The following is a 12,947-nucleotide window of genomic DNA, read 5'->3' as shown; positions in this document are numbered from 1 at the left end:
GATCGATACTATACATGCTGTGAATTTGCTTCTCACACCGAACTAGTCAAACAAAGCTTCTCGCCCACAACAAAAAACCAATGGATTGACGCAGAGCACTGCGGAGGCGTGACCCATGATAGCTGGCAACCCTTCTCAAGCAGTAGAGCCTATACGCAAGGACGCGTTTACCACTCATTACCATAATCTTCGTGTCTCCCAGTCAGCCAGCGCCGACGAAATTCGCCGCGCCTACAAACAGCTGTGCCAGAAACATCACCCAGATAAGGCGCCCGGAGATGAGCGCCAGGTCAGACGCTTCCAATGTATCCACCGGGCCTATAGCGTTCTGTCTGACGAACACCAGCGCCGCTTGCATGACCAGTGGATTGAACGTCGACGTCGCCGTTGCGCGCCAACGCGTGCAAGTATCCCCTCCAGGGCACTCCCAGGCGACAGAGTCGCCGGTCTTCCCAACCCTACGCGCAAAGCGAACCTGCAACCCTACCGCGAAGTACTCACCACTCTGGAGGCCCATCGCCGCAGGCTTAGCGAAACCGCCCGGCAGCGAGCCCTGCGAGATGTGGAGGTTGCCGAGGCTCTCTCCAGGCAGCAACAAGCGCTGGAGAATCAAACGCTGGTGCGGGACCAATCGTTGCACCAGCCGTTGACTGACAACTCCAATCGGCGCCTGGTCATGATTGTCGCTGGACTGTCATTTGCCGTGCTGGCCCTTTGGCCGGTGACGGGAACACAGGACAATATCGACCATTATTCCCCTTCTCCCTCCGTGGTTACCCCGGCGGTCAGCAAACCTGTAATCGAGAAACCCATCGAACCCCTTGAGCACTCCGATGCCTGGGTTGCGGAAAATATCTTTTAGCCACGCATATTCGATCCCAATCCCAGCCTTGATCATTGAGTAATTTGGTCATTTTGATGGTCTATATTGGCGCTTCGTTACTCAAACTGGTGTTTGCCCGCAAGGACGATTATGCTTCAGACAACATTGCTGAAGGACCCAACCATGCCCGCCCCCGGCCCTGCAACCCGCCTCTGCCGATCATTATGGCTGCTGGTCCTGTGTTTACCGTTGGGTCTATCGCTGGGCCTTTATGCTTCCAAGGCCGCTGCCCTGACCATTATGGTGCTGGACAACCAGGGCGAACCGTTTGAGGGTGCCGTGGTTGAACTCCAGCACCCGAGCCTGACCCCCGCGGCCAATCCAGCCCAGGCCTCTATGGATCAGGTGAATAAACAGTTCAAACCACATGTGCTGGCCGTTCAGCAGGGCACTCCCGTAGTGTTTCCCAATTCCGATTCAATCAAACACCACGTCTATTCCTTTTCTGCCGCAAAACGTTTTCAGCTCAAGCTCTACAAGGAGCAACAACCCGATCCACTGATCTTCGACAAACCGGGTATCGTCGCTCTGGGGTGCAATGTTCACGACTGGATGGTGGGGTATATTTACGTTTCGCGTTCCCCCCAGTTCAGTCGCACCGATGAGAAAGGTCAGGCACACTTCGAAGTCCCAGACGGCAGTTATCAACTACAGGTGTGGCATCCACGTTTTCAGACGGACGATGTCAGTCGCCAGAAGCAAGTGGAAGGCAGCACAGGCGGCGTACAGGTCTACCAACTGCAGCACCCTTTGCATCCGAAGCTGAACAACGAGGCCGACGAGTTTGATGTTTACTGAACAGACCTCGCTGCAAAACAAAATTCTGGCAATCGTGGTGCTGATTCTGGTGCTCATCACCGCGCTGGTTTCGGTAACAACACTGTGGTCTGCCTACCAGCATTCCAGATCGCAATTGCAACAGAATTTCAACACCTCGCGGCAGGTGTTTCTCTACAAACTCAAGAACGATGGCAACACCCTCAGCGGCGCCCTGCAAAATGCCGCCAAAGACTTTAACACCAAGCAACTGATTGCCAGTGGACGTGAAGACCCGGAATCTTTGCAGGCTGTGATGGTCAGCCAGCAGGGTCGTGCCGGTGCCGACTTTACCCAGGTTTTCGACCAGCAAGAAGAGCCCTTGCTATCCAACGGAGGCCCCACAGGTTTGAGTCCTGCTGGCTTTGTTGAGGATGAAATCCACCTGCGTGGTGCCGATGGCCAGGTTTACCTGGTGGGCGCCAGCGGCGTTAAATTTTTGGAACAGCAGCCCAGCGTCGATGCCTGGCTGCTGATGGGCATCAACCTGCGGCGAATGATCGACGAACAGGTCCAAAAGCTGACGGGATTTGACGTTCATGTGTACGATGGAGATCGCTACGTGGTCGGCACCTCACCGATCAGCGCCAGCGATATCAACCACACTCTGAGCAGCCTTCCATTGGATACCAACAGCGAAGTGGATATCGGTGATCAAGCCCATATCGCTTTCCGCTTCCAGTCCAACCCCGAACACGGTGACGATATTTCATTTGTGTTCACGATCAAATCAAGCAGCGCCTTTCTGAATTTCACGCAACTCAGTGCACAAGTGGTATTGGAGCTGGCGCTGGCCATTGTGGCTGCGTTCTTTCTGTCTTTGTATCTATCGCGCAGTGTCACGCGACCGCTGCGAACCCTGGCCGACGTCGCCAAACGTATTGCAGGCGGCGATTACCACAGCCCAATCCCGTCGTTTAAGACCACGGAGGTACGGCACCTTTCCCAGGCCTTCGAAGGCATGCAGGCGGGTATTAACGCCCGTGAACAGGAAATCAACCAGCTCGCTTACTATGACTCCTTAACTGACTTGCCCAACCGCAACAGTTTTATTCGTACACTGCAGGACAAAATCGCCAGTGAGCCCGGGAAACCTTTCGCAGTAATGATGCTGGATCTGGACCGTTTTAAGGAAATCAACGATACCATTGGCCACAATTTCGGCGACCAATTGTTGAAACTCATCGCCTGTCGCCTCGAATCCCTGAGTCTTGCCGATGCTTTCTACGCCCACGTGGGCGGTGACGAATTCGCCATACTACTGCGCGATATCGACGGCTATGACGTCACTGCCGTAGTCAATCAATACACCAACCTGTTTGATCTGCCGTTCGACGTGGAAGGTGTTCATCTGGACGTCGATGCGAGTTTCGGATTGGCGCTTTATCCACAACACTCAGACAGTGCCTATGGCATGATGCAGTGCGCGGACATCGCTCTCTACAAGTGTAAAGAAAGTCATCACTCCAGCCTGACTTATCAGAGCGATTTCAACACGCTCTCCATCAAGCGGCTGAATTTGATGTCTGAGCTGCGTCTTGCCATCGAAAAAGATCAGCTGCAATTGTTTTACCAACCAAAATTGTGTTTACACACTCAGCACATCGTCAGTGTTGAATCACTGGTACGCTGGGTCCATCCCGAGCACGGCTTTATTAATCCTGACGACTTTATTCCACTGGCCGAACAAAGTGGCACCATTCGCGAGCTGACCCACTGGGCTATCAGCACCGCATTAAGACAACATTGCGAATGGCGTAAACAGGGTATTCGCCTGCGTTTCGCGGTGAATATTTCCGCACTGGATCTGGTGGATCTGTCGCTGCCCGCCTACGTCTCACAGCAACTCAGTGAGCATCGCGTGGATGCTCAATACCTGACGTTGGAGGTGACAGAAAGCGCCGTTATGAATGAGCCGGATGCGGCCATACGCGCGCTGGACATGCTTCGGCGCATGGGCATCAAACTGTCCATCGATGACTTTGGTACCGGTTATTCGTCTATGGCTTATCTAAAGCAAATGCCGGTGTCTGAACTCAAGGTGGACAAAGCCTTTGTTATGGATATGGCCAACAACAGTGACGATGCCAAGATCGTCAAGTCAACGGTCGACCTGGCACACAATCTGGGATTGTCCGTGGTTGCGGAAGGAGTTGAAGACGAACTGGCACTGGATATACTGCGTCAGTATCGAGTGGAGTTTGCTCAAGGCTATTTTATCGCCAAACCGATGAAACCCGCTGATTTTCAACAATGGATCGAACAGACCACCTACTGGAACCACGCTGATGAGGAATGCTCCTAAGGCCCAGCCCCTATTGTTCGCAGCCTGGTTGTGTTGCCTGTCGTCGATGGCTGTCGCGAAACTGCCGGAGGGTTTGGAGCTTAGCGGTTTCGCTCAACTTTCCTGGTCCAGCCACAGTAACGACACCCCCTGGCTGGGTAGTTGGTTGCGAGAAGGCACCGGCGTCACACGTTTTGACGAAGACGAAAACGGCTTGCAGTTCAACCAGGCGTTACTGGAAGCCAGTTACGATGTCAGTGATCACTGGAGTGCTCACCTGAGCCTGCTGGGTTACGACGATGGCGACCAGAGCCTTGGCGTTACCGAGGCCCATCTGGATTGGTCTCCTCTTGGTGACGGCTGGAAGCAACGCCTGCGTATCGGATTATTCTACCCGGTGATGTCGCTGGAAAATGTTGGCCCGGGCTGGCACAGCCCCTACACCTATACGTTTTCTGCGATCAACAGCTGGTTAGGCGAAGAATTAAGGGTAGCCGGTGCCGAATATCAATGGACCCGCCCGGGACGACGCTACAATTCTCCCCATACCTACACACTGGTGGGCTCCGTGTTCGCTCACAATGACGGCAATGGCACATTGTTGGCCTGGCGCGGCTGGGCGCTGCATGATCGCCAGACGCTGGCCGGTGAACGGGTGGCCTTTGCAAACTATTTGTCTTTCCGCGGCATGCTTGAGCGGCAGCCAAATTGGGTGGAGCCCCTTAAGGAAACTGACGATCGACCGGGTTATTACCTGGGCGGCCACTGGCGCTATCAGGGGCAAAGTGATGTGCGTCTCTATTACTATGATAATCGAGGTGACGGCGGCACCCTGGAGCCATCAGGTCAATATGCCTGGAACACCCGCTTCACCTCCCTGGCCTGGCAATACCGCTTTAATCGCCAGACCCGGCTCCTGGCCCAGTGGATGCAAGGAGCCACCGAGATGGGCAATCCGACGGTGGAGCTGGACTTCAGCTCCTGGTACCTGATGCTGAGCCACCGCTATCAAAAGCACCGCCTTAGCCTGCGTTACGATTGGTTCGACACCACCGAAACGGACCACTACCCCATGGATCCCAACGACAGCCAGGGCGACGCCTGGACGCTCACCTGGCGCTACCCGATCAATAAACACCTGCAGGTGGGCGCTGAATATCTGGAGGTCACCAGCGACAATGAAAATCGTAGGTTGTGGTATTGGCCCACCGAGGAGACTCAACGCCAACTGCAGCTGGTGCTAAGAGTTGGATTCTGATTTCTGAGAGTCCCCCCCTTCTGGCGCCTGTCACCCTTTTACGCATAAAATAGCCGCTCGGAGAGCTAATCCCCAGAGTCATCAGGATAATAATGAAGAATGTGGATCGAGACGTGGGCCACGTCTACGAACAATACCACAGCCAGATAAAACGCTTCCTGCAATCCAATCTGCGTTCCAATGAGGACGCGGAGGATCTGACGCAGGAGACTTTTTTGCGTTTTCAGAAACACCGTGACTCTGTGGACATGGCGCAATCAAAGAACTTTCTGTTCACGATTGCCCGCAACCTGATGATCGATCGTATTCGACACCGCAAGGTCAGCGAGGTAGATCCCGAAGCCGAAGTCGATGACATGATGGATCCGGTTTCGTCCGTGGAACGACAGGTGAGTGGACAGCAGGAGTATGATGCACTTTGCGCAGCAATAGAAAATTTGCCTCCAAAATGTCGGCGAGTATTTATTCTGCGAAAGTTTTATCACTTTTCCCACAAGGAGATTGCGGAAAAACTGGACTTATCCGTAAGTACTATAGAGAAACACCTGGTGGCCGGACTGGCCCGCTGCCAGGCCCATATGAAGAAGCACCGGCAGTCCGGCGAGCATGAGCAATAGATACATCAGGTAACCAGAGACCCACGATGGTGGACGCAGTGGAAGACACGGACAACATCCAGGACCAGGCTAGGCACTGGGTGATCAGATTGGATGGCGGCGAATTCAGCGCTGAGGACCAGACTCGCCTGGACAAATGGTTGCAAGACAGTGAGCAGCACCGCCAGGCCTTTGAAGAGGCACAAGCAGCCTGGGGCCTGATCGATGACTTCGCCGCATTGCCCGAGGCCCGTTCCAACCAGCTGCAAACGATGATTGACGCCGAGGGGATAGACGCGTTTGACCTCTATAGCATCCAGGCGCCGCCAGGCGTCGAATTCCTGAGCGATGAGCTAACGGCTCAGGTTTCTGCTTCCAATTTTGATGCACAGGAACAACCGGGCACTCTGGAGCAGCCGGCTATTCAAGCCGTCGCCCGACCGGCTGCAGGCATTGCCGACATCTCCGGTCCACGCAGCCACGCGTGGCGTCAAATGGCAACAGCAGCCGTTGTTGTACTGATGATCAGCTTCGGCTTCTATCAATTTGCGCCTCTGCCTGAGGGGCACTATCGCACGGATCGGGGCCAACAACTGACCCATGTACTGGAAGATGGCTCCACAATCACACTTAACACCGACAGTTATCTGGTGGTGGACTTCAGCGAAGATCAACGTCGGTTGGAATTGCGTTCCGGTGAGGCCTTCTTTGAGGTCGCCCACGACAGCAACCGACCCTTTGTCGTGGAAGCGGAAGGTGGTGCTGTGACCGCCGTCGGTACGGCATTCTGTGTCTATGATCGGGGTGATGACGTACAGGTGACGGTTACCGAGGGCATAGTCGAGGTCAGCGCGAGCGATTCCGGATTGACATCCTCAGAACAGCAACGTCTGTCGCTGAACCAGTCGCTGGTGTACCGCAGCGAATCTGAAGGCATCCATCTGGGACGGGTTACCGAACGCCCACCCCAAGAGGTCAGCCAGCGTCTGGCCTGGCGCCAACAAAAACTCTATTTTGACAACACCTCTTTGCAGTCATTCGTAGAACAGCTAAACCGCTATGGCGACGGCCGTATTGTCATTATGGATCCGGCTCTACAAGACCTTAGAATCGGCGGCGTATTTCCCACTGGCGATACAAAAACCGCACTTGCGGCTCTGGAAACCTCTTTTGATGTAGACGCGGTGGGCGTTACGCCTTACCTTACACTGCTCTACAAGAAAGAACCTGAGCACCAGTGAGCCCCACTCCGAACCCGGATTTTCTTAGAACACTTTTATTGACTCTTGCCCTCGGCAGTCTCACCGCGGGGCCGGTGCCAGTCTGGTCGGCGTCTGCCCAGCCCGGCCCGAACGCGAGCAGGCAGGCGCTTGTTCGCTTCGATATTCCCAGCCAACCACTCTCAAGCGCACTGCCACTGTTTATCCAACAATCCGGAGTGGACGCACTGATTTACGCCCACAGGGATCTCGGTGGTGCCATCAGCCAGGAGCTCATTGGAGAATTCCCCCTGTTGGATGCGTTGCAACATCTGCTGAGCGCCACTCGTCTCCAGGTTGAGGTATTGGGTGAGGGAGCCCTTGTCATTCGCCCAGGCAGTGGCAGGACCGCGCCACGCCCGCAGCGCGGTTCAGCTCCATTGCCGGCTGAACCGGCGGCAGAGGTCAGCCGCAGCAATCTGATAGAAGAGATCGTAACTATCGGAACCCGTGTCAGGGGCCATACTTCCTCCCAGGCTTCGGTGCCGGTTGATATCGTTGCCGGTGACATGCTGCAGCAGATTGGCACCTTCGGCCTGGGTGAGCGATTGCAGAGCCTGGCCCCCTCGTTCAACTTTTCTCGCACCACGGTCAGTGACGGCACCGACTTTGTGCGACCGGCGACGCTGCGCGGCTTAAGCCCGGACCAAATGCTGGTGCTGGTCAATGGCAAGCGTCGACACTCTCAGGCCCAGATTAACATTCAGCAGTCCGTTGGCCGCGGCTCTTCGGGTACCGATATCAACGCCATCCCACTGGTGGCCATTGAACGCGTAGAGGTGCTGCGTGATGGTGCCGCCGCCCAGTACGGCTCCGATGCCATTGCCGGGGTGATTAACATTGTTCTGAAGAATCGCTCCGAAGGCACCGAGCTTCAAGCCAGCTACGGCCAGAGCAAGGCCGGCGATGGCAATACCGCCGATCTCAATGTAAATACCGGTTGGACAATCGGCGAAGGGGGTTACTTTAACCTGAGCCTGCAATCGCTGCGCCGTCAACAGAGTAATCGAGCCGGTCTCGACCAACGCTTTGAACCTCCCCAGGTGAGTATGCGCATCGGTGAGGCAGAAAACGATTTTCAGGCGCTGTTTTTTAATGGCGCCCTGGATGTATCAGCGGGACAAGCCTATTGGTTTGGCGGTCTGTCACAGCGCGAAGGCCAATCGGCCGGTTTTTATCGCGCGGCTGGCGCCAGCCCCGAACAACCTCCCGTAAGCTCACGTTATGTTCCCGTATTATTCCCTCAGGGTTTCTTGCCGCTGCAGCAGGTTGAGGTCGATGACGAAAGCCTGACTCTGGGTTGGATCATGGAATTCTCCGAGCAATGGCAAATGGATGCCAGCCTGAGCTATGGCCGCAATCGCTTCACCCAGGGCACTCAGCGCTCCGTCAATGTCTCCCTGGGGGTCGACAGCCCAACATCAGCGGATAACGGTTATCTTGAATTCCAGCAATTGAGTGCCAACTGGGACCTGCGTGGCCAACTCAAAGGCTACTTGGCAACTCCCCTCTACCTGGCAGCGGGCGTTGAATACCGGGAGGAACAATACCGGGTGCGCAAGGGTGAATTTGCTTCCTATGCCTATGGGCCGGACGACAATTTCGACGTGTTTATCCCAAGCCCACTGGATCCCTGCCCCAATTGGCCCGATCCGGATGCCTGCCCGGACGGCAGTGAGCGCAACCCAGCCCAGGCTGGCATGCAGGCGTTCCCTGGATTTCGCTCCAATGTCAACGCCGATCGCGACAGCCTGGCGTTTTACCTGGATGCCGAAACTGATGTTACTGACAGGTTGCGACTGGGCGGCGCGCTTCGATTGGAGCGCTACGAAGACGTTGGGGCCAATGGCACGGGTAAATTGTCGTTTCGCTTTCAGGGCAATGATCGACTGGCGCTGCGGGGCGCCATTTCCAGTGGTTTTCGGGCACCCGGGCTCAATCAACGCGCCTTCACCAACGTGCTCACCAACATTGGCCCAGACCTGCTGACCGATACCCTGCACTCCGCTGAAGGCAGTGCCGCAAACACCGCACTGGGCGTACAACCACTGCAGGAAGAACGCTCCACCCATCTGAGCATGGGGCTGGTATGGACGCCCAAGAGTGCACTGAATGTCACCCTCGACTGGTACTATATCGACATTGAAGACCGCATTGTGATGACCGACGTCATCGCCGCAGACAGCGTCAGTTGCATCCTCGGCTCCCAGTGCGCGCTTGATCAGGTTTTGCAGGCCCTTAACCGGAATGTGGGTGCCGTGCAGTTTTTTACCAATGCTATAGATACCCAAACCCAAGGTGCCGATCTGGTCATCAGCGGCGATTGGGATCTGGGCATTCACGGGCTGTTACACCTGAACGCAACGGCTCACTACAATAAAACAGAAGTTAAGAATATATCCCCTCCGGCAGGTATTGAGGCCAAAGTTTTGTTTTCAGACGCCCAGGTGGACTTGATTGAAACCGGGCAACCGCGCCAGCGCTTGTCTCTGGTCGCCGATTGGGCCCTGGACCAATGGCAGGTCCGGCTTATGCTCAACCGTTACGGCAAAGTAAAGACCTCTTACTTTACAGAGCCTTCTCTCGGAGTCGATGTACCGGGCGCCGAAGACGAAGTCCATAAAAGTGGGGCCGCCTGGCTCACGGATGTCGATATCAGTTATCAGATTACCCCTTCCATCCGGGTTGCCATCGGCGCCAACAACCTTTTTGATGTGCAACCGGATAAATTGGCCTCCGACAGCGTGCCTTCGTTTATTACTGGCGGCAGTTTTGTCTATCCCTGGGAATCGACACCTTTTGGCATTCAGGGGGCTTTTTACTACACCCGTTTACAAGGGCAGTTCTGACCACCATCCGCTGTTTTTTGCTGTGAAATATCCATGTTTCCCCAAAAAGTTGAATTAGCAACTTTATCTTCAAATCTCTTCATTTCCGGCGAAAAGCTTTCAATTTCACTTCAAAAACCCTGAGTCCTCGCAATTTTGTTGCTCATGTCAATCTCCAGAAACGAATTTTGGTGCCATGGAAACCGCATCGTGACCGCTCGTCCATAGAGGATTTTTTCCGCTTCTTCGTAGTTACCGGAACAGGCCATCGAAAGGGGAGAGATCTCCCTGGCCAAATAAAAGTGATAACACCGATGTACACTGTGAGGAGACACTATGAGTCTGACCCCATCTTTTGCCACCCCTTCTTTTGCTAAAAGCCCACTGGCCCGAGCTATCATGCTGTCCGTGCTGGCAACCGGATTGACCGCAAACACGAGCCTGGTGGCCGGCGAGACCGAAATGGTACCGGGCCTCGAAATCGAAGAAGTGATTACCGTGGGTACCCGCGTACCGGGGCGTACCGCCACGGAAACCCCAGTCCCCGTAGACGTGATTAACAGCGACGCCATCGGTCGTACCGGAGCCACAGAAACCGGCGCACTGCTGCAGAAGCTGGCACCTTCCTTCAACTTCTCGCGCACTACGGTGAGTGACGGTACCGATATTGTTCGACCGGCAACGCTGCGTGGCCTCGGCCCCGATCAGGTGCTGGTGCTCGTCAACGGCAAACGCCGTCACTCCCAGGCACAAATCAATATTCAGCAGACTGTCGGCAGAGGCTCCTCCGGAACCGACATCAACTCCATCCCCACCAGCGCCATCGAGCGCATCGAAGTTCTGCGTGACGGCGCCGCCGCACAATACGGCTCCGATGCCATCGCCGGTGTTATCAACATTATTCTCAAGTCCCAGACTGAAACCACCGATGTCGGCGCCTACGTTGGCCAAACCAGCGAGAATGATGGCGACACGCTCACGCTGAATGCCAATACCGGTTTTGATATTGGCGATGGTGGCTACATCAACGTCACCGCTGAGGTTCGCGACCGCGATGCCACCAACCGCGCCCACGGTGATAACCGCTTCGAAGACGAACGTGTCAGCATGCGCATTGGCGATGCCGACTCTGAAAACGAGTATCTGTTCGTCAACGCCATGTTGCCCCTCGGCGAGGGCGAGCTCTATGCCTTTGGCGGTGTATCCCGCCGCGAAGGTGTCTCTGGCGGGTTCTATCGTTTCGCGGATTCTTCCCGCAATGTCAACGCGCTGTTCCCGAATGGGTTTCTGCCGTTGCAAACCACTCGGGTGGAAGACGACTCCTTCAGCTTTGGTTACCGCACCCAGTTGATCGGCGATTGGAACATGGACGCCAGCTTCACCTACGGCCGTAACGAATTTGAAAACGGCACCCAGCAGTCCGTCAATGTATCCCTGGGCGCCGACAGTCCCACCTCTGCCGATAACGGTGCGATCATCTTCGAACAAAAGACATTCAACCTGGACATAACCGGTGAGCTGTCGGTGGGCCTTCCGGACACTCTGTACGTCGCCGGTGGCGTTGAATACCGCGATGAGAGCTATGAAATCAACGAAGGTGATTTCCACTCATACGCCTATGGACCCAACGATGATTTCAGTGTGCCCATCTACGCGCCGGATGCTCCCACGGAACTGGCGCCCGCCGGCATGCAGGCCTACCCCGGTTTCCGTCCGGAAGTCACCACCAGTGAATCCCGAGACAACTACGCCCTGTATCTCGATGCGGAAACCAGCCTCACCGACGCCCTGTTGGTGGGCGCCGCCGTCCGCTATGAGGACTATAGCGATGTGGGCCCGAATACGACGGGCAAGCTGTCGTTCCGCTGGGATGTATTGGATGACTTCGCTCTGCGTGGTGCCATCTCTACCGGCTTCCGTGCGCCGGGCCTGAACCAGCGTGCCTTCACCTCTCTGTTCACCAACCTCGGTCCCAATGGACTGGCTCAAACCCTGCACGCACCTGAAGGTAGTGACGTCGCCCTGGCGCTGGGTGTGGATGAGCTCAAGGAGGAAACCTCCTTTAACACCAGTCTGGGATTTGTCTGGAACTGGGAAGAGCTCACGCTGACCGTCGATGCCTACTACGCAGAGATTGATGACCGCATTGTCTTGTCCGGCAATATCGTTCCCGAAGGCGGAGATTGTTCCGTGATTGGCAGCTGCCCGATTCGCGAAGCACTGGATCCACTGGGTTACGCCCAGACCCAGTTCTTTACCAACGCCATCGACACCAAAACCACCGGTGTTGATCTGGTGGCTGACTATGGTCTCGAATTGGACAGCTGGGGCAGCCTTGTCATTACCGGCGTGGTTCATTACAACCGCACCACGGTCGAAAATATCAACGCTCCGGATGGTATCGCCGAGCATATGATCTTTGACGAAGCCCAAGTGGACCTCACCGAAACCGGCCAGCCACGCCAGCGCTTCAGCCTCTCGTTTGCCTGGAACAAGGAAAACTGGGATGCCAATCTGCGCTTCAACCGCTACGGCAAGATCAAGACCTCCTACTTTACCGAGAGCCTGACCGGTGATGTGCCCATCGATGTGGATGGTGATGGTAGTGACGATTTCGTCGACACCGCGCGCAATGTCGGTGGTGTTTGGATCGCCGATTTGGATGTGAGCTACAACTTCGACAATGGCCTGCGTGTCACCGTCGGTGCTGACAACCTGTTCGACGAATACCCGGACAAGCTCAAGGTTGCAGCTGATGGTACACCGCTGACCGTTCCCGGCCTGATTACCGGTGGCAGCTTCTCCTACCCCTGGGAAGCCAGCCCCTTCGGCATCAATGGTCGCTTTGTTTACGGGCGCGTCAATTACTCATTCTAAATAGTCCGTCGCTATTGGCAGTCGCCAATCTGCATAGGCCAGGGCGGGGTTCTCCCGCCCTTTTTTCCTACATTTGTCCTCCGTTGCCCCTGCAGCCGCCCCCCTTGGCGACATAACCCTGCACTGTCTACACTAGTGAAGAGAGT

The 12,947-nt window shown here is 55.5% G+C and carries 8 protein-coding genes; all 8 read left to right on the top strand.

Annotated elements, in window-relative coordinates:
* The first annotated feature begins 115 nt into the window (after window positions 1–115).
* The 8 genes from HBA55_RS08340 to HBA55_RS08305 all read left to right on the top strand — a co-directional run bounded on the left by HBA55_RS08340 (window position 116) and on the right by HBA55_RS08305 (window position 12,801).
* Complete coding sequence (locus HBA55_RS08340) at window positions 116–862, top strand: J domain-containing protein (protein WP_166989306.1); 747 nt, start codon at window positions 116–118, stop codon at window positions 860–862.
* Between the two features lie 111 nt (window positions 863–973).
* The gene (locus tag HBA55_RS08335) at window positions 974–1,681 is read left to right on the top strand and encodes a methylamine utilization protein (RefSeq protein ID WP_166989304.1); all 708 of its coding nucleotides are present in this window, start codon (window positions 974–976) and stop codon (window positions 1,679–1,681) included.
* Complete coding sequence (locus HBA55_RS08330) at window positions 1,671–4,004, top strand: putative bifunctional diguanylate cyclase/phosphodiesterase (RefSeq protein ID WP_166989302.1); 2,334 nt, start codon at window positions 1,671–1,673, stop codon at window positions 4,002–4,004. Before HBA55_RS08335 ends, HBA55_RS08330 begins: the two co-directional genes overlap by 11 nt.
* Entirely contained in the window at window positions 3,988–5,241 is a 1,254-nt protein-coding gene (locus HBA55_RS08325; RefSeq protein ID WP_166989300.1) for a hypothetical protein, read from the top strand. Before HBA55_RS08330 ends, HBA55_RS08325 begins: the two co-directional genes overlap by 17 nt.
* A 92-nt stretch (window positions 5,242–5,333) precedes the next feature.
* On the top strand, window positions 5,334–5,858 hold the full coding sequence (locus HBA55_RS08320; protein WP_166989298.1) for an RNA polymerase sigma factor: 525 nt from the start codon (window positions 5,334–5,336) through the stop codon (window positions 5,856–5,858).
* A gap of 26 nt (window positions 5,859–5,884) precedes the next feature.
* A complete protein-coding gene (locus tag HBA55_RS08315) occupies window positions 5,885–7,078 on the top strand; it encodes a FecR family protein (RefSeq protein WP_166989296.1) in 1,194 nt (397 codons plus the stop codon).
* A 38-nt stretch (window positions 7,079–7,116) separates the two neighbouring features.
* Window positions 7,117–9,945 carry a TonB-dependent receptor plug domain-containing protein gene (locus tag HBA55_RS08310; RefSeq protein ID WP_166989294.1) on the top strand — a complete coding sequence of 943 codons (2,829 nt, stop codon included), beginning with the start codon at window positions 7,117–7,119 and terminating at the stop codon, window positions 9,943–9,945.
* A 315-nt stretch (window positions 9,946–10,260) separates the two neighbouring features.
* Complete coding sequence (locus tag HBA55_RS08305) at window positions 10,261–12,801, top strand: TonB-dependent receptor plug domain-containing protein (protein ID WP_166989292.1); 2,541 nt, start codon at window positions 10,261–10,263, stop codon at window positions 12,799–12,801.
* Window positions 12,802–12,947: the final 146 nt, after the last annotated feature.

It is taken from the genome of Pseudomaricurvus alkylphenolicus, from assembly GCF_011683955.1.
GTDB classification, from domain to species: Bacteria; Pseudomonadota; Gammaproteobacteria; order Pseudomonadales; family Cellvibrionaceae; genus Pseudomaricurvus; species Pseudomaricurvus alkylphenolicus.
The sequence above is the reverse complement of the archived record's forward strand: the minus strand, read 5'-3'. Positions and strand labels throughout refer to the sequence as shown.

Excerpts from the sequence above, each read along its gene's own strand:
- HBA55_RS08330 (WP_166989302.1), top strand. The coding sequence starts at position 1,671 with ATGTTTACTGAACAGACCTCGCTGCAAAACAAAATTCTGGCAATCGTG.
- HBA55_RS08315 (WP_166989296.1), top strand. The coding sequence starts at position 5,885 with ATGGTGGACGCAGTGGAAGACACGGACAACATCCAGGACCAGGCTAGG.
- HBA55_RS08335 (WP_166989304.1), top strand. The coding sequence starts at position 974 with ATGCTTCAGACAACATTGCTGAAGGACCCAACCATGCCCGCCCCCGGC.
- HBA55_RS08320 (WP_166989298.1), top strand. The coding sequence starts at position 5,334 with ATGAAGAATGTGGATCGAGACGTGGGCCACGTCTACGAACAATACCAC.
- HBA55_RS08340 (WP_166989306.1), top strand. The coding sequence starts at position 116 with ATGATAGCTGGCAACCCTTCTCAAGCAGTAGAGCCTATACGCAAGGAC.
- HBA55_RS08305 (WP_166989292.1), top strand. The coding sequence starts at position 10,261 with ATGAGTCTGACCCCATCTTTTGCCACCCCTTCTTTTGCTAAAAGCCCA.
- HBA55_RS08325 (WP_166989300.1), top strand. The coding sequence starts at position 3,988 with ATGAGGAATGCTCCTAAGGCCCAGCCCCTATTGTTCGCAGCCTGGTTG.